This window comes from Quadrisphaera sp. INWT6 (assembly GCF_015390235.1).
Classification (GTDB): domain Bacteria; phylum Actinomycetota; class Actinomycetes; order Actinomycetales; family Quadrisphaeraceae; genus Quadrisphaera.
In genome coordinates this window covers 17,086-33,667 of sequence record NZ_VUOH01000005.1, presented here as the reverse complement: position 1 = coordinate 33,667, position 16,582 = coordinate 17,086, and the positions used below count along the sequence as shown (strand labels likewise).

Here is a 16,582-nt window from a genome sequence, read left to right as displayed (position 1 = left end):
GGTGGCTCGGGGGACGGCGCCGGGTGCGGGACGATCGTCCGCGTGCCCGACCGCAGCCGCGACAGCGTGACCCCCGCCGCCGAGGACTACCTCAAGGCCGTGTGGTCGGCCCAGGAGTGGGACGACGCCCCGGTGACCACCACCGCGCTGGCCGCCCGCCTGGGCCTGGCCGCCTCGACCGTCTCCGAGCAGGTCAAGCGCCTCGTCGACGCCGGCCTGGTGGTCCCGGCGCCCTACCGCCCCGTGGAGCTGACCGACGCCGGGCGGGTCCACGCCCTGCGCGTGGTGCGCCGCCACCGGCTGCTGGAGACCTACCTGGTCGAGCACCTCGGGTACGGCTGGGACCAGGTGCACGAGGAGGCCGAGGTGCTCGAGCACGTGGTCTCCGACCTGTTCCTGGAGCGGGTCGACGCGCTGCTCGGCTCGCCCCGCCGCGACCCCCACGGCGACCCCATCCCCTCGGCGGACGGCGTCTACGAGCGCCCCGAGGCGGTGCTCCTCAGCGAGTGCCCCTCCGCCGGCGCGGTGCGGGTGGTGCGCATCTCCGACACCGACCCCGAGCTGCTGCGCCGCCTCGCCGACTCCGGCGTCGTGCTCGACGCCGCGCTGGTGGTGCGCGAGCCGTCGGTGGCGGCGGGGGCCGCCGGTGGTGGCACCGCGGTGCTGGTGGTCGAGGTCGTCGGCGCCGGCGTGCTGGAGCTGTCCGCCGCCGAGGCAGCGGCCGTGCGCGTCAGCGCTGCGCAGCCCGTGGGCGCCGCGTGAGCGCCCACGGGGTGCCGGAGGGGATGGCGGCCGGGGGCCGCGCCGCGGCCTGGGCCGGTCCGGGTGCGCTGGCCGCGTTCTTCGACGTCGACGGCACCACCACCGAGCACGAGCCCGCCGCGTCGCCGGCCGTGGCCGCGGGGTTCGCGCGCGCGGCGGCCGCGGGGGTGCGGCTGGGCTTCGCCACCGGCCGCCCGCCCCAGGGCGTGGCGCACCTGCGCGAGCAGCTCGGCTGGCCCGGTGGCGGTGCTGGTGGCGCTGGCGGCGCGGACGTCGTCGACGTCGTCCACAACGGCGCCGCCGTGGTCGGTCGCGACGGGGCCGTGGCCTCCTGGCCGCTGCCGCGCCCGGCCGCCGAGGCGCTGGCGCGCTGGTGCGCGGCCGAGGGCGTCTACGCCGAGCTCTACTGCGGCCGCCGCCTCTTCGTCACCGACCGGCGCGAGGCCGCGCGGGTCAGCTGGGACGAGGTCAGCGGCCCGCCCGACGGCGACAGCACCGACCTGCTCGCGGGGGCGGGGCGCGCGCTGGAGGTCGAGAAGGTGACCGTCAACTGCTTCGAGGTGGAGCGCACGGCCGAGGCGGTCGCCGTGTTCGAGGGCCTGGGCCTGCACGTCGAGCGCTCCTCGGCCCCGTTCTTCCCCGGCGTCCCGGTGCTCAACGCCACCGCGCCCGGGGTCACCAAGGGCGCGGCGCTGCGGTGGTGGTCGCGGCGCACCGGCGTCCCGCTCGCGCGGGTCCTGGCGCTGGGTGACGGCCTGAACGACCTCTCCATGCTCGACGCGGCCGGCACCGGGGTGGCGATGGGCCAGGCCCCCGAGCGCGTGCGCGCCGGTGCGCACCTGGTCACGAGGTCCGTCGAGCACGACGGAGCGGCTCTGGTGCTCGAGCACCTGGCGTCGGGAGCGCTCTGACAGCATCTGGCCCACGCGCGCGCCCCTCATCACCTACCGTGGGCACCTCCGGCCACCAGATGACCCCGAGGCAGGCAGAGCAGCAGATGGTCAGCGACCCGGGCGCCGTCGCGGCGTGGGAGCGTGAGGCGCACGTCGCCTCGCCGTCCTACCCCGCACAGCTGGAGTCGGTGCGCCTGGCGCGCCGCTTCGTGCTGTCGGTGGTCGAGGCGGTGGGTCTGGACGGCTGCGCCGACGACGCCGGCCTGCTGGTCTCCGAGCTGGCCGCCAACGCCGTGCTGCACGCCCGCAGCGGCTTCGCGGTGCACCTGCGCCCCACGCTGGAGGGCGGGGTGCGGGTCGAGGTGGCCGACGCCTCGCCCCTGCCGCCCGTGCGCACGCCGCACTCGGCCAGCGCGATGAGCGGCCGCGGCCTCGACCTGGTCGCCTGCACGGCGGTGCGCTGGGGCAGCCACCCGCACGGCGCGGGCAAGGTGGTGTGGTTCGAGGTCGAGAACGCCGAGGCGCTGGTCGCCCCCGACCTCGACACCGCCCAGCTGCTGGCCCTGTGGAGCGACGACGACGGGCCCGACATGCCGGTGGGCCACCCCTCGGCGCCGGTGCGCACCGCACCGCGGGCCTCCGCACCCCCGGTGGTCGACGTGCCCGCAGCGGGTGCGCACCCGCCCACCGCGGGGATCATCACCTCGTCGATGGTGGCCGTGGAGCCCACGCACGAGGTGCTGCTGCGCGACCTGCCCGTGGCCGAGCTGCTCGGCGCGGAGGAGTCCATGGACGACCTGCTCCGCGAGCTGCAGCTGCTGCTGCTGGCCACGCCCGCCGCGGGCATCAGCGCCGCCACGGGCGGGCTGTCGCTGCACCGCCGCGCCGACCCCGCCGGCCACGCTGCGGGGCTGGGGGTGGCCGCCCGCCTCGACGCGGCGGCGCGCTCCTTCGAGTCGGGGCGCCGCCAGGTCCGCGAGCAGGCGGCGCAGGCCGCGGCCTCCGGCGAGGCGGTGGTCACCCTGGTGCTGCAGCTGCCCGCGTCGGCCCGGCGCGCGGCGCAGGACTACCGCGAGGCCGCCGACGCCGCCGCCGACCTCGACCGCACCGGCCAGCTGCTCGTGGCGGTCGACGGCCAGCGCACCCACGCCGACGTCCGCCGCCGCTACCTCGACGAGGTCGTCCGCCAGCTCCCGGGCTGACCGCTCCAGCCGGGGGGCCCGGGTGCCGATGGGAGGAGACCCGTCGTGCACGCCTGGAGGTCCCGCAGTGAGCAGTGACGTCGTCGCCGGTCCGGTGAGGCGCACCGAGGAGCAGCGCCTGGTCGCGCTGCACCTGCTCGGGCTGCTCGACGCCCCCGCCGACGACGAGCTGCAGGCGGTGGTCCGGGTGGCCGCGGCCGTGGCCGGGGTGCCGTTCGCGACGCTCAACCTCATCGACGCCGACCGGCAGTGCCAGCTCACCTCCACCGGCTTCGAGGGCTCCACGAGCGCCCGCGCCGACTCGATGTGCGCCCTGCACTTCGAGGAGGGCCGCACGGTCCACCTCGCGGACGCCTCGCTGGACCCCCGCTACGCGCGCAACCCGTGGGTCGACGGTCGGTTCGCCACCGTGAGGCTCTACGCCTCGGTGCCCCTGGTGACCGCTGACGGCGACGCGCTGGGCAGCCTCTGCGTCTTCGACACCCGCCCCGGTGCGCTCACCGCCGACCAGCTGGAGCGCCTCGGCGACCTGGGTCGCGTGCTCCTCTCCCTCTTCGAGCGGCAGCGCCAGGTGCGCACCACCGAGGCCGCCCACGCCGAGGTGCAGCGGCAGCGCCGGGTGGCGAGCGCCGCGATGGAGGTGCTGGAGGAGCGCACCGAGCTGGTCGAGGCCGTGCTCGACACCATCGACGTGGCGGTCGTCGCCGCCGGGCCCGACGGGCGGCTCACCCTGTTCAACCGCAGCGCGCAGCGCTGGCACGAGGTGGACGCCGACCCGTCGGCCGCTCCGGAGGAGCACGCCGCGCGGTACGCGCTGGTGGAGGCCGACGGCGTGACCCCGATGACCGCCGAGCGCGTGCCGCTGCACCGGGCGCTGCACGAGGGCGAGGTGGTCAGCGAGGAGATGGTCATCGCCTCCCTCGGCCGCCAGCCGCGCACGGTGCTCGCCTCGGGCCGGGCCATGGCCCGCGCCGACGGCTCGCCGCTGGGCGCCGTGGTGGTCATGAGCGACGTCACCGCGGCGCGCGAGCACACCCGCGCGCTGGAGGAGCTGCACGCGGAGCTCGCCGACCGCGGGGCGGAGCTGGAGCGGTCGAACGCCGAGCTGGCGCGCTTCGCCGCGGTCGCCAGCCACGACCTGCGGGCGCCGCTGACCGTCGTCGACGGCTACCTGGAGCTGCTGGAGGACGAGCTGGCCGAGGGGCCCGCGCTCCAGGCCGGGTGGGTGGCCGCCGGGCGCCGCGGCGTGCGCCGGATGCAGCACCTGACCTCCTCGCTGCTCGACTACGCCGCGGCGGGCGCTCCCGCGCGGCCGCTGGAGCTCACCGACGTCGCAGCGCTGGCCCGCGAGGCCCTCAGCGACCTGGCGGCGGCGGTCGAGGAGGCCGGCGCCGTCGTGGAGGTGGAGCCGCTGCCGTCGGTGCCGTGCGACCCGGTCGCCGTCCGCCAGCTGCTGCAGAACCTCGTGGCGAACGCCGTGCACCACCGCCGTCCCGGGCGCAGCTGCCGCGTGGTCGTCTCGGCGCGCCCCGCGGCGGGCGGGGGCGGCGGGTGGGTCTTCTCGGTGGCCGACGACGGCCCCGGCGTCCTCCCCGAGGACCGGGCCCGCGTGTTCGAGGTGTTCACGTCGCTGGCGCCCGCGCCGGCCGACGGGTCAGCGCCCCAGCGCCGCAGCGGCCACGGCATCGGTCTGGCCACCTGCCAGCGCGTGGTCGAGCGCCACGGCGGCCGCGTCTGGCTCGAGGAGACCCCCGGCGGCGGCGCGACGGTGCTGTTCACCCTCGCCGGCGCGCCCGCCGCCTGACGCCCGCGACCGGTCAGCCGGTCAGCCCAGCCAGGTGCTGGTCTCCGAGCACTCCGCGGGCTCGGCCGGCGGTCTCGCGGTCTCGGGCGCGGCGGCGGCGGGGAGCCCGGGCGCACGGGACGGGGACGGCGCCGGAGGGAGGGTCACCGGGAGCACCCCCGTGCCGAGCGCCTTGGGCCGCAGGTCGAGCACGGCGGTGTCGCGCACGTCGACCTCGCGCACCGCGCTGAGCCAGCGCCGGTCCACGGGCGCCCGGGGGGAGGGCACGTCGCTCGCGGCGAGCGCGAGGGTCCCGTCGACCACCCGCGGGTCCCCGGCGTGCCAGTGGTCCTCGGGCAGCTCCAGCTCGACGCCGCTGCGGCGGGCTCGCGCGCGGAGCCTCACGAGGAACGAGGGGGACGGCACGGGGGAGGACGTCGTCGAGGTCACGGGCGCACCTGGCTCTCAGCAGGAGGGGACGGCGGGTGGTGCGGTGCTGCGGGCCACCGCGTCATCGGTGTGGCCCGTGTGACTCAAGTTATCCAAGGGGTTCGAGTGAACGGCGGCGACACGCCGAGGCGCCGCGGCGGAGACCGCTCAAGCGGTGATCCCCAGCGGCTGAAGCAGAGGGCGCACCCCTCCCGTCCCCGACCCACCTCCCTGGAGAGCCCGTGCTGCGTCGTCTGGCAGACCTGAAGATCGCCCTCAAGCTCGGTCTCGGCTTCGGAGTGGTGTGCCTGCTGCTGCTCACGGTCAGCGCGATCGGCCTCGTGCGCCTGCAGTCGGCGCAGGACGACCTCAACGACCTCGCCACCAGCGGCCTCGAGGCGGTCGACGCGTCCGGCAGCACCGTCTCCGCCTTCCTGAAGGTCCGCCTCGACCTGACCGCCCTCGCCGCGGTCCCCGACGCGGAGAGCAAGCAGAAGGTCCTGGCCACGACCGCCGCCGACCAGCAGGCCCTCGACGAGCAGTGGCAGGCGTACCTGGCGAGCGACCCGGCCAGCACCGCGGCCCCAGCAGGAGGCCTTCACCTCCGCCCTGGCCCAGTACCGCGCCGTCGTCGAGCAGCAGCTCAACCCGCTGGCCATGAGCAACGACCTGGCCGGCTGGGTCGCGGTGCGCGACGCCGACGTCGTCCCCGTCGCGGGCGTGGCGATCAAGGCGCTCGACGCGATCACCGTCACCGAGAAGGACGCCGCCCTGGCGGTGGCGGCGGAGTCCCGCGCGGCGCACCGCTCGGCGGTCGCGCTGCTGGTGGGCTGCTCGCTGCTGGCCGTCCTCGTCGCCGTCGCCATCGGGGTGGTCGTGGCCCGCTCGGTCACCCGGCCCTGAGCGCGGTGGTCTCCGTGATGGCCGACGTCGCCGCCGGCCGCCTGGACCGCCGCGTCGGGCTGACCCGCCAGGACGAGCTCGGCCAGCTGGCCAGCTCGACCGACGCCTCGCTGGACTCCCTGTCCACCGCGATGCGCGCGATCACCGAGGAGGCCCGCACCCTGGCCACCGCCTCGGCCGGGCTGTCCAGCACCTCCGCGCAGATGGCGTCCAGCGCCGAGGAGGCCGCCGCCCAGACCCAGGTCGTCTCCGCCGCCTCCGAGGAGGTCACGGCGAGCATCGCCACCGTCGCCGCCGCGGGGGAGGAGGTGACGGCCGCGATCGGGCAGATCGCCTCCGCCACGAGCGAGGCCTCCCAGATGGCCTCCAGCGCCGTCACCGCCGCCGGCTCGGCCGGCGGTGCCATCGAGCGCCTCGGCGGCTCCAGCCGGGAGATCGGCGACGTCGTGAAGCTGATCACCTCCATCGCCGAGCAGACCAACCTGCTGGCCCTGAACGCGACCATCGAGGCCGCCCGCGCCGGCGAGCTGGGCAAGGGCTTCGCCGTCGTCGCCGGCGAGGTCAAGGAGCTGGCGCGCCAGACGGCTCGTGCCACGGAGGAGATCGTCGAGAAGGTCTCGGCCACCCAGGGCGACGCCGCTGCCGCGGCTGCGGCGGTGACCGAGATCGCCGACGTGATCGCCAGGATCGACGCCGTGCAGTCGACCATCGCCGCCGCGGTGGAGGAGCAGTCGGCGACGACCTCGGAGATGGTCCGCAACGTCACCGAGATCTCCACCGGGTCCGAGCAGATCTCCGCGAACGTCTCGGACATGGCCCGGGGCACCGAGCAGAACCGCGAGGGCGCCGGCCAGACCGCGGCCACGGCCGGGTCCCTGGCCGCCTCCGCCGGCAGGCTGCAGGAGCTCACGGGGCGCTTCACCGTCTGAGTCCCGGACCGACCGGAGCGCTCACGAGAGCCACCGGCCGGCGCACCCCGCGCCGGCCGGTGGCCCTCGCCGTCGCGTCCAGAGGGCGGCGTGCGAGCGGCCGGGCTAGCGTCACCGCTGTGACCGACGCCGCTCGCGCCGCCCGCTCCGGCCGACCCCTCCCGACGTCAGCGCCCTCCGCGCAGGGGGTCGACGCCCGCGGCGTCCTCGGCCTCCTGGACGCGCTGGAGGCCCACCCGCTCGTCGACCCGCACGGCCTGGTGCTCGTGCGGCACGGCCGCGCGGTCGCCCAGGGCTGGTGGGCGCCGTTCACCCCCGAGCAGCCGCACCTCCTGTACTCGCTCAGCAAGTCGTTCACCTCGGCCGCGCTGGGGCTGGCGGTCGCGGACGGGCTGCTCTCCCTCGACGACCGGCTCGTCGACGTCCTCCCCGAGCTGGCGGACGCCGCCACCGGCGAGCGGGCGCGCTCGCTCCGGCTGCGCGACCTCGCCGCCATGAGCAGCGGCCACCTCGCCGAGACCTGGGACCGCGCCGTCGCCGCCGACCCCGGGGAGCCGCTGCGCGGGTTCCTCGGCATCGAGCCGGAGCGCGAGCCCGGCACCGCCTTCGCCTACAACCAGCCGTGCACCCACGCCGTCGCGGCCGCCGTGCAGCGCGCCACCGGGCAGACGCTGCTCGAGCACCTGCGCACCCGCCTCCTCGAGCCCCTCGGCGTCGCGGGGCTCGAGAGCACCGGGTGGCAGCAGCACCCCGCAGGCCGCGACCTCGGCTTCAGCGGGCTGCACGCCACCACCGACGCCGTCGTCAAGCTCGGGCTGCTCCACCTGCAGCGTGGCGAGTGGCAGGGCGAGCAGCTGCTGCCCGCGGCGTGGGTCGACGAGGCCGTGCGCCCGCACGTCACCACCCCGCACGAGGCGGAGCTCGACTGGCGCCAGGGCTACGGCTACCAGTTCTGGACCCAGCGCCACGGGTACCGCGGCGACGGCGCCTACGGCCAGTTCTGCGTGGTGCTCCCCGAGCACGACGCCGTGCTCGCGATCACCGCTGACACCCCCGACATGCAGGCGGTGCTCGACGCCGTCTGGACGCACCTGCTGCCCGCGATGACCGCCGCCCCGCTCGACGACGACGCGGCCCTCGCCGCCGACGCCGAGCTCGCGGAGCGGACGGCTCGCCTGGCGGCACCCCCGGCACCGGGCGAGGCCGCCCCTGCCGACCCCGCGGACTGGGACGGCGTGCTCTTCACCCCGACGCACCTGGCCCGCGCGGGCGACACCGCGGTGCGCGACGTCCGCGCCGAGCGCCGCGGGGAGGCCTGGCACCTGGTGCTGCGCGAGCCCGACGGCCCCGACGGCGCCGAGGGCTGGGTGCTCGACGCGCCCTTCACCGCCGGCACGTGGACGACCACCGAGGTCCCCGTCAGCGAGGGTGGCGCCGTGGTCCCGGTCTCCCTCAGCGGCGGCTGGGTCGGCGCCGCGGGCGCGGAGTCGCTGCGCGTCGAGGTGCGGTTTCCTCCAGACCCCCCACCGCCTGGTGGTCTCCGCCGAGCGCGAGGCGCTGAGCGCCCGCGCCCGCTGGGTCACCGCACCGCTGCACGGCGGGTCGCTCGCCGGGATGCGCAGCCCCGTCCCGACCACCTGACACCCGAGGGGTGGCGGACGCCCATGATCACGACTCGAAGACCGTGATCATGGGCGTCCGCCACCCTGGGGGGCTCAGGTGTAGAGCGTGAACTCCGGGTGGGTGCCGTTCAGGAAGTGGTCGCCCACCTCGCGGGCCTTGTACTGCACCGGGTCGTGCAGCGTGTGGGTGCGCACGTTGCGCCAGAACCGGTCCAGCCCCACGCGGTTGCTCGTGGCGCGGGCGCCGGTGACCTCGAACACCGCCGACGTCGCCTCGACCGCCAGGTCGGAGGAGACCACCTTCAGCGCCGCGATCAGCTCGGCCAGCTCCCCGCGCTCCTCCCAGGTCAGGGCGTCGCCGGCCTCGTCGGCGGCCACGAGGGCGACGCCGACCTGGTCGGCCAGCGCCTCGGCGGCGCGCAGCCGCGCGACCAGGCGGCCGTAGCTGGCCAGCACGTACGGGTCCTGCGCGGCGCTGGGGGAGTCCGACAGCAGCCACGCCCGCGACGTGGTACGCGTGTACTCGGCCGCGGTCTGCAGGGCCCCGCGCACGACGCCGACGTAGAAGTTGCCGAACACGGCCTGGATCGCCGGGGTCACCAGCGAGGCGCGCGGGGTGGCGGCCTCGCCGTCGAGGAACCCGAGCACGTTCTCGGCGGGCACCTCGACGTCGGTGAAGGTGACGCTGCCCGAGGCGGAGAGGCGCTGGCCCAGGTTGTCCCAGTCGCCGCCGGGCTGGACGCCCGCGGCCCCGCGCTCGACGACGACGAGCACCGAGCGACCGGAGCCGCTGTCGTGCCCGGAGACGACCGAGACGTCACCGCTGCTCACACCGGTGGCGAAGCTCTTGCGGCCGCTGAGGCGGTACCCGCCGTCACCCCGGGGCGTGAGCGCCAGGTCGGGGTCGACCGGGTTGACGGCGTCACCCCAGAGCCACTGCGGCGGGCCGGTCCGCTCCTGCCAGCGGCGGCGGGTCGGCTCGTCGGCCACCCACGCGAGGTTCGCCTGGTTGACGTAGTGGTAGCCGAGCAGCTGGGCGATGGACCCGTCGGCCACGGCCACCTCGCGGACGGCGCGCAGCGCGTCGGCCCAGGTGCCGCCACCCCCACCCACCTCGGCGGGCAGCAGCAGGCTCGGCAGGCCGTGATCGCGCAGCAGCTGCGCCTCGGCCAGCGGCTCGGCGTTGGCGCGGTCGCGCTCCAGCGCGTCGACGGCGAGCTTCGCGGCGGCGTCGCGGGCGGCGAGGGCCCAGTCGGTGGAGCTGGCGGTGGTCATCGGGGCGCGACCTCCTCGGTCGTGGTGGCGGTGGGGTCCTCGGCGGCGGCGCGCGCCGCGGCCTTCGCGTGCAGGGCGCGCCGGTGGACGGCGGCGGGGTGGTCGTCGGCGATGCGGCGGTGGCCGACGCCCTGGACGACCTCGCGCAGGGTCAGGCCGGCCGGCAGGGCGTCGCGCTGCTCCTGGGTGGGCACCAGGCCGCGCCGGCGCAGCTCGGGGACGACGTGCTCGACGACGTCCTCGAAGGTGCCCGGGGTGGTGGCGTAGGCGAGGTTGAAGCCGTCGACGTCGGCCTCGCGGACCCACCGCTCCAGCTCGTCGGCGACGGTCTGCGGACCGCCGACCACCACGACGCCCATCCCGCCCAGGCCCACCCAGGTGGCGATGTCGCGCGGGGTCCAGCGGCGGTCCGGGTCAGCGGTGGAGAAGGCGGCGACGGCCGACTGGATCGCCTGGGTGTCGGTGTGCTCCAGCGGCTCGTCCGGCGGGTAGGCCGACAGGTCGAGCCCGCTCCAGCCGGCGTACAGCGCCAGCGCGCCGTCGCAGGAGACGTACGACCTCAGGTCCTCGTACTTCGCCCACGCCTCCTCGTCGGTGGCGGCGGTGATGACCGTGAGCAGCGAGAACACCTTCACGGCGCGCGGGTCGCGGCCGTTCTTCGCGATCTCCGCGCGCAGCCTGTCCACCTGCGGGCGCATCACCTCGGTGCGCGTCGCGGTGTTGAAGACCGCCTCGGCGTGCTTGGCGGCGAACTCCACGCCCCGCTTCGACGCGCCGGCCTGGAAGACGAACGGCGTGCGCTGCGGGCTCGGCTCGGTGAGGGCGATGCCCGGCACGTCGAAGTACCGGCCGTGGTGCTCGACGGGGTGGACGCGCGCCGGGTCGGTGTAGACGCCGCGGGCGGCGTCGCGCACCACCGCGTCGTCCTCCCAGGAGCCCTCCCACAGCTGGTAGGTGACGTCCAGGAACTCCTCGGCCAGCTCGTACCGCTCGTCGTGGCCGACCTGCGTGTCGAGCCCGAGGTTGCGCGCCGCGCTCTCGAGGTAGGAGGTCACGACGTTCCAGCCGACCCGGCCGCGGGTGTAGTGGTCGAGCGTGGAGAAGTCGCGCGCCAGCGCGTACGGCTTCTCGTAGGTCAGCGAGACCGTCAGGGCGAACCCGAGGCGCTCGGTGACCGCGGCCATCGCCGAGGCCGCGAGCAGCGGGTCGCCCACCGGCACCTGCGTGCCCTCGGTCAGGGCCGTCTCGGGGCCGCCCTTGTAGACGTCGTAGACGCCGAGCACGTCGGCGATGAAGAGGACGTCGAACCCGCCGCCGTCGAGCAGCCTCGCGAGGTCGGTCCAGTACGCCAGGTCGTTGTAGCGGTGGGACTGGTCGCCCGGCACCCGCCACAGCCCCGGCGACTGGTGCGCGACGCACGTCATGTCGAAGGCGTTGAGGAAGATCCGGTCCTTGGGGACACCATGGCTCGTCACGACGCGTGGGGCTCCTCGCTCCATCGGTCCCGGCGGTAGCACCTGCGCCCACGACGGGTCGTGGGGTGGTTGCTGTGGCGTCAGCGAGCCGGGTCTCTCAGCCACTCTGGATGGTGGGCGGGACAGTAGCGCACCTGCGGGGGCGCGCCGGGCGGGTCGCCGAGGGCGCGCGCAGGTGCTTGACAGGGCATGTCAGCACCCCTAGTTTCCGGCCCCAGGTCATGAGTTCCAGCGACAAGCCCCGGCTCGCTGGACGGCAACCCTCCACGTCGTGGGGTGCTCCGGGTGATGACCCGACCTGAGGCGACCGCCCAGGTAAGGACGGACCCGAGGACCACGACCGTGCGCTGTCGTCACGCCCGCTGACCGCGTCAGCCCCGCCCCCGCACCTGCTGCGGGGACGCAGCACCGCCCGCCCCGCCGCCCCCGGGCCGCGGCGCGCCCGTGCGCGCCCGCCCGTCGACGACCCCTGGAGAACCTCCGTGAACCGCACCCCCCTCCGCCGCGCCCTCGCCCTGGCCGCTGCGCCCCTGGCCGCCGCCCTCGTGCTGTCCGGCTGCTCGCTGAAGACCGAGCAGGCGCAGCAGACCACCGCGGCGTCCGACGCCGCGCCCGTGGCCGCCACGGCTGCTGCTGACGTGCCGAGCCTGGCCGGCAAGCGCGTCGGCATCGCCGCGAAGGACGTGGTGCACGACATCAGCCGCGTCTTCTACGACTCGGTGCAGCAGCGGGTGGAGGACCTGGGGGGCGAGGTCATCGCCACGCAGGCCGAGGCCGACGACGAGAAGCACATCACCGACGTCGAGAACCTCATCGCGCAGGAGCCCGACGCGATCGTCGTCATCCTCGGTGACGCCACCACGCTGAGCGCCACGCTCGACAAGGTGAAGGCGGCGGGCATCCCGCTGTTCACCATCGACTTCCAGACGCCGGCCGCCGTCAACCAGGTGCAGTCCGACAACTGGCAGATCGGCTCCACGCTGGCCCGCAACCTCGCCGAGGAGATCGGCGGCAAGGGCAACGTGCTGGTCTTCAACGGGTTCCCGGGCGTCGCCCCGTGCCGCATCCGCTACAACGAGCTGAAGCTCGTGCTCGAGGACTACCCCGACATCACGATCGTTCAGCCCGAGCTCATCGAGCCCTACGAGGGCACCGTCGAGTTCGCCCGCTCGGCCACCAACGACATCCTCCAGCGCTACCCCGAGGGCCAGCTCTCGGCGGTCTGGGCCTGCTGGGACATCCCCGAGATCGGTGCCGCGCAGGCCATCGACGCGGCGGGCCGCAAGGACGTCAAGGTGTTCGGCGTCGACGCCGACCCGGGCGCGCTCGAGCTCATCTCCGACCCGGACAGCTCCTACACCGCGACCGTGGCGCAGCAGGGGAAGGCCATCGGCACGGCGTCGGCCGACAACGTCGCCCGCTACCTGGGCGGCCAGCAGGCCGACGTGCCGAAGACCACCTACCTGGAGCCGCGCTACATCGACAAGGACAACGTCGGCCAGGTCGTCTCCGAGCTCGGGCTGACCGTTGGCAGCTGAGGTCGCGCCGCGGGTCTCCCTCACCGGGGTCCGCAAGTCCTTCGGGGCCGTGCGCGTCCTGGACGACGTCTCCCTCGTGGTCGCCCCAGGCGAGGTCGTCGCCCTGGTGGGCGAGAACGGCGCCGGCAAGTCGACGCTCATCAAGGTGCTCACCGGGTTCCACCGCGCCGACACCGCCGTGCTGGAGGTCGACGGGCGCCCCGCGTCCGTCGCCTCCGCCCGCGACGCCGAGGCGCTCGGCATCCGCGTCGTCCACCAGGACCGCCACCTCGCCGGCCGCCTCAGCGTCGCCGAGCAGCTCTACCTCGGGCGCGACGAGGGCGGGCGCGGCGGCCTGGTGCACCGCCGCGAGCTGGTGCGCCGCGCCGAGCGCGACCTCGCCGCGAGCGTCGGGCTGCACGTCCGCGGTGACGCGCTCGTCGACGACCTGACCGTCGCCGAGCAGCAGCTGCTGCAGGTGGCGCGGGCCGTCCTGACCCGTCCCCGCGTGCTCGTGCTCGACGAGCCCACCGCGTCGCTGGCCGCGGCCGAGGCGGCGCTCCTGTTCGACGCCGTGCGCCGGCTCGCCGCCGAGGGCGTGGCGGTCGTCTACATCTCCCACTACCTGCAGGAGGTCGGCGACCTGGCCGACCGCGTGCTCGTGCTGCGCAACGGCCGCACCGCGGGCGAGGTCTCCCTGAGGTCCGCAGAGAGCGACGACGACGGCGGGCGCGTGGCGGGCGCCGAGCGCCACGCGCTGCTCGACCGCGTGGTCGAGCTGATGGTCGGCCACCAGGTCGCGGGCCTGGGCGAGCGCGAGCAGCGCCGCCCCGGGGGCGAGCCCCTGCTCGCCGTCGACGGCCTGACCGCCCCCGGCGCGTTCACCGACCTGTCGCTGCGGGTGCTGCCGGGCGAGGTGGTCGGGGTCACCGGCCTCATCGGCTCCGGCGTGGAGGCCCTCGCCGACGCCGTGACCACCGGCGGCACCGCCCGCGGGGCGGGCGGACGGGTCGGTCTCGGCGGTCGCCGGGTCCGCTCGCGCCGCTCGTTCGCGAGGGCCGGTGGCGCCCACGTCCCGGCGCAGCGCCGGCGCGACGGCATCGTCGTGCGCGCCACGGTCCGCGAGAACATCGGCCTGACCGCCACCGGCCAGGTGAGCCGGTGGGGCCTGCTGCTCCCGCGCCGCGAGCGCGCCGTGGCCGAGCGCTGGGTGGAGCGGACCGACGTCCGTCCCGCCGACCCCGAGGCGCTCGCGGGCTCCCTGTCCGGCGGCAACCAGCAGAAGGTCGTGCTGGCCAAGTGGCTGGCCCGGGGCTCGCGCCTGTTCGTGCTCGACCAGCCCACCGCCGGGGTCGACGTCGCCAGCCGCGAGCAGCTCTACGCGCGCATCGAGGAGCAGGTCGACGACGGCGCGGGCGTGCTCCTCATCACCACCGACCTGGAGGAGCTCGTCGGTCTCGCCGACCGGGTCCTCGTGCTGCACCGCGGCGCGCTGGTGGCCGAGCTGCCGCGCGCCGAGCTGGGCGTGGAGCGGCTGCTGGCCATCTCCTCCGGCCAGCGCGCCGGGCGACAGGGCCAGGAGGTCCCCGCATGACGCTCGTGACCGAGACCCCCGCCCCCTCGTCGGGCCCGTCGGCGGCGCCGGCGCAGGCCCGCCCCCGCCGGCGCGGTGCCCCGCCGTGGCTGGTCTGGGTCGGCTACGCCGCGCTCGCGGCCCAGCTGGTCGCCTTCTCCCTGCTGTCCCCGGTGTTCCCCACCGCGTCCAACGCCGTCACGGTCCTCACCCAGGGCGCGGTGCTCGCCATCGCCGGCTTCGGGATGGCGGTCGTGCTCATCACCGGGGGCGACGACGTGCTCCGCGGTGGCATCGACCTGTCGACCGGTGCCGTGGTGGGGCTGTCCGGCGTGGTCGCGGCGGTGCTCACCGCCGCGGGGACGTCCGCCGTGGTCGCCCTGCCGGTCGCGCTGCTCGTGGCGCTGGTGGTCGGGGCCGTGAACGCCGCCGCGGTGGTCCTCGGCGTTCGCCCCCTGCTGGCGACCCTGGCCTCCGGGGCCGTCGCCAGCAGCGTCACCCTCGTGCTCACGCAGAACGTCAAGGTCCCGGTGAGCGGCGGCGTCTTCGGCTGGCTGCGCGACGGCTCCGTGGTGGGGCTGCCCGCCTCCGTCGTCGTGCTGGCCGTGGTGTTCGCGGTCACGGCGACGGCGGTCGGCGCCACCCGGTGGGGCGTGCGCGCCTACGCCGCGGGGCAGAACCCCGTGGCCGCGGCCGTCGCCGGGGTGCCGGTGCAGCGCTACGTGGCCACCAGCTACCTGGTGTCGGCGCTCCTCGCGGGCCTCGCGGGCCTGCTGCTGACGGCGCGCCTGTCGGCGGGCGTGCCCGGCGTCGGCGACCAGCTGCTCCTCGACGTCATCCTCACCGCGTCGATGTCGGTGGTGTTCTCCCGCCGGCTGGTCGTCACCATCCCCGGGACGCTGGTCAGCGCCCTGTTCGTGGCCGCCCTCACCAACGGGTTCACCCTCGTGAACGTCGGCAGCCAGTGGGTCGGCGCGGTCAAGGGCGTGCTGATCCTGCTGGTGGTCGCCGTGGCCGCCGTCCGCGAGAGGAGCGTGCAGCGATGACCGCCACGACCGAGCGCCCGGCCGGCGGAGCGGCCCCCGCCGGGGCGCGCCCCGGCGCCGAGCGGCACCGCAAGCGCCTGCGCCCGGCGCAGCTGCTGGCGCCCCTGTCGCTGGCGGCCATCGTCGTCACCTTCGGGGTGCTCAGCGAGAACTTCCTCACCGGGTCCAACCTCCAGGTGGTGCTGGCGTCGTCGGCGCTGCTCGCGCTCGCGGCCGTCGCGATGACGGTCGTGGTGCGCGCCGGGGGCATCGACCTGTCCGTCGGCGTGGCCGTCGACCTGGGCGCCTACGGCGCGGCCGCGCTCGTCGCCGCGGGCTACGTCCCGTGGGTCGCGGTGGTCGGGGGCCTGCTGTGCGCGCTGGTGGTGGGGGCCGTCAACGCGGTCCTGGTCACCGTGGTCGGCATCCGGCCGTTCCTGGCCACGCTGGCGGTCTGGCTGATCGGCTCCAGCGCCCAGCAGCTGCTGACCGGCGGGGGAGCCCCGATCTACCTCTCCCGCGGGGAGACGCCGGACGGGTTCCGGGTGCTCGGCGGCGGGCAGGTCCTCGGGCTCGACGTGCCGGTCGCCGCGGCGCTGGTCGGCGCCCTGGTGGTGGCGGCCGTCCTCGGGGGCACCGTGTGGGGCCGCGTGCTCACCGCCGCGGGCGACCAGCCCAGCGCCACGCGGATCGCGGGCGGCGCCGCCGGCTCGACCGTCGCCAGCGCCTACCTGCTCGCCGCCCTCGTGGCGGGGCTAGCCGGGGTGCTGCTGGCGTCGAAGTCGTCGGGGTTCGTGCCCTTCAGCGGCCAGCTCTACGTGCTCGACGCCATCGGCGCGGTGTTCATCGGGGCGACCCTCAGCCGCACCGGGCGCACCAGCGTGGTCGGCTCGCTCGTCGGCGTGCTGATCTTCACGCTGCTGTCGAACGGCATGAACCTCGTCGCGCTGTCGGCGTTCTGGCAGGACCTCGCCCGCGGCCTGGTGCTGCTCGCGGTGCTGGTGGCGGCTGCGGTCCTCGCCCGTCGCGCCCGCTGACCGCTCCAGCTCCCCGGCCGCTGCCGGCCGCGCCGTCCACAGGCGGTGCGGCCAGCGGCGGACGGTGTCCGCACCTGCGCTCGACGGGCACCCCCTCGTCCGCGCCCGTCACCAGGACGGGTGGCCGGACCCCCCGGGAGCCCTCCCGGCGGACTGC

The 16,582-nt window shown here is 76.0% G+C and carries 14 protein-coding genes, 1 pseudogene and 2 riboswitches; of the genes and pseudogenes, 12 read left to right on the top strand and 3 right to left on the bottom strand.

Features of this window, described 5'->3' with window-relative positions:
• Positions 1–42 precede the first annotated feature (42 nt).
• The 4 genes from F1641_RS15065 to F1641_RS15050 all read left to right on the top strand — a co-directional run bounded on the left by F1641_RS15065 (position 43) and on the right by F1641_RS15050 (position 4,661).
• A complete protein-coding gene (locus F1641_RS15065) occupies positions 43–762 on the top strand; it encodes a metal-dependent transcriptional regulator (RefSeq protein WP_194907021.1) in 720 nt (239 codons plus the stop codon).
• A complete protein-coding gene (locus tag F1641_RS15060; RefSeq protein WP_194907019.1) occupies positions 759–1,673 on the top strand; it encodes an HAD family hydrolase in 915 nt (304 codons plus the stop codon). Before F1641_RS15065 ends, F1641_RS15060 begins: the two co-directional genes overlap by 4 nt.
• 59 nt (positions 1,674–1,732) lie before the next feature.
• Positions 1,733–2,857, top strand: coding sequence for an ATP-binding protein (locus tag F1641_RS15055; RefSeq protein ID WP_194907017.1), 1,125 nt, complete (start codon positions 1,733–1,735; stop codon positions 2,855–2,857).
• A gap of 67 nt (positions 2,858–2,924) precedes the next feature.
• A complete protein-coding gene (locus F1641_RS15050; protein WP_206691287.1) occupies positions 2,925–4,661 on the top strand; it encodes an ATP-binding protein in 1,737 nt (578 codons plus the stop codon).
• A 21-nt stretch (positions 4,662–4,682) separates the two neighbouring features.
• Here F1641_RS15050 and F1641_RS15045 read toward each other — a convergent pair whose 3' ends face one another.
• A complete protein-coding gene (locus tag F1641_RS15045; protein WP_194907015.1) occupies positions 4,683–5,090 on the bottom strand; it encodes a hypothetical protein in 408 nt (135 codons plus the stop codon).
• Between the two features lie 221 nt (positions 5,091–5,311).
• On the opposite strand from F1641_RS15045, the pseudogene F1641_RS21915 reads away from it, so the two are divergent.
• The 4 genes and pseudogenes from F1641_RS21915 to F1641_RS15035 all read left to right on the top strand — a co-directional run.
• Positions 5,312–5,623: pseudogene (locus F1641_RS21915) on the top strand (Tar ligand binding domain-containing protein); the annotation flags it as partial.
• Between the two features lie 103 nt (positions 5,624–5,726).
• Positions 5,727–5,972, top strand: a complete 246-nt coding sequence (locus tag F1641_RS21910) for a hypothetical protein (RefSeq protein WP_255515042.1) — start codon at positions 5,727–5,729, stop codon at positions 5,970–5,972.
• A 5-nt stretch (positions 5,973–5,977) separates the two neighbouring features.
• Positions 5,978–6,901, top strand: coding sequence for a methyl-accepting chemotaxis protein (locus tag F1641_RS21905; RefSeq protein WP_309225686.1), 924 nt, complete (start codon positions 5,978–5,980; stop codon positions 6,899–6,901).
• Positions 6,902–7,020: 119 nt separating this feature from the next.
• A complete protein-coding gene (locus tag F1641_RS15035; RefSeq protein ID WP_206691286.1) occupies positions 7,021–8,589 on the top strand; it encodes a serine hydrolase in 1,569 nt (522 codons plus the stop codon).
• Positions 8,590–8,616: 27 nt separating this feature from the next.
• Here the strand turns inward: F1641_RS15035 and F1641_RS15030 are convergent, their stop codons facing one another.
• Both F1641_RS15030 and F1641_RS15025 read right to left on the bottom strand, forming a co-directional pair.
• Positions 8,617–9,798: an acyl-CoA dehydrogenase family protein gene (locus tag F1641_RS15030; protein ID WP_194907014.1), complete on the bottom strand. Its 1,182-nt coding sequence runs from the start codon at positions 9,796–9,798 to the stop codon at positions 8,617–8,619.
• Entirely contained in the window at positions 9,795–11,222 is a 1,428-nt protein-coding gene (locus F1641_RS15025) for an LLM class flavin-dependent oxidoreductase (protein ID WP_375541503.1), read from the bottom strand. The genes F1641_RS15030 and F1641_RS15025 overlap by 4 nt, the downstream gene beginning before the upstream one ends.
• A 68-nt stretch (positions 11,223–11,290) precedes the next feature.
• Positions 11,291–11,390: riboswitch (SAM riboswitch) on the bottom strand.
• Between the two features lie 100 nt (positions 11,391–11,490).
• Positions 11,491–11,601, top strand: a riboswitch (SAM riboswitch).
• A gap of 154 nt (positions 11,602–11,755) precedes the next feature.
• On the opposite strand from F1641_RS15025, the gene F1641_RS15020 reads away from it, so the two are divergent.
• From F1641_RS15020 to F1641_RS15005, 4 genes are read left to right on the top strand one after another with little or no spacing between them, the layout of a single operon-like run.
• A complete protein-coding gene (locus F1641_RS15020; protein WP_194907010.1) occupies positions 11,756–12,811 on the top strand; it encodes a substrate-binding domain-containing protein in 1,056 nt (351 codons plus the stop codon).
• Positions 12,801–14,384: a sugar ABC transporter ATP-binding protein gene (locus F1641_RS15015; protein WP_194907009.1), complete on the top strand. Its 1,584-nt coding sequence runs from the start codon at positions 12,801–12,803 to the stop codon at positions 14,382–14,384. The genes F1641_RS15020 and F1641_RS15015 overlap by 11 nt, the downstream gene beginning before the upstream one ends.
• Positions 14,381–15,409 (top strand): ABC transporter permease, encoded by a 1,029-nt coding sequence (locus tag F1641_RS15010; RefSeq protein ID WP_194907007.1) that lies wholly within the window; start codon positions 14,381–14,383, stop codon positions 15,407–15,409. The genes F1641_RS15015 and F1641_RS15010 overlap by 4 nt, the downstream gene beginning before the upstream one ends.
• Positions 15,406–16,425 carry an ABC transporter permease gene (locus F1641_RS15005; protein ID WP_194907005.1) on the top strand — a complete coding sequence of 340 codons (1,020 nt, stop codon included), beginning with the start codon at positions 15,406–15,408 and terminating at the stop codon, positions 16,423–16,425. The genes F1641_RS15010 and F1641_RS15005 overlap by 4 nt, the downstream gene beginning before the upstream one ends.
• The last annotated feature ends 157 nt before the right edge of the window (positions 16,426–16,582 follow it).

Coding starts and splice junctions, on each gene's coding strand:
- F1641_RS15055 (WP_194907017.1), top strand. CDS start 1,733: ATGACCCCGAGGCAGGCAGAGCAGCAGATGGTCAGCGACCCGGGCGCC.
- F1641_RS21910 (WP_255515042.1), top strand. CDS start 5,727: ATGAGCAACGACCTGGCCGGCTGGGTCGCGGTGCGCGACGCCGACGTC.
- F1641_RS15030 (WP_194907014.1), bottom strand. CDS start 9,798: ATGACCACCGCCAGCTCCACCGACTGGGCCCTCGCCGCCCGCGACGCC.
- F1641_RS15025 (WP_375541503.1), bottom strand. CDS start 11,222: ATGACGTGCGTCGCGCACCAGTCGCCGGGGCTGTGGCGGGTGCCGGGC.
- F1641_RS15010 (WP_194907007.1), top strand. CDS start 14,381: ATGACGCTCGTGACCGAGACCCCCGCCCCCTCGTCGGGCCCGTCGGCG.
- F1641_RS15005 (WP_194907005.1), top strand. CDS start 15,406: ATGACCGCCACGACCGAGCGCCCGGCCGGCGGAGCGGCCCCCGCCGGG.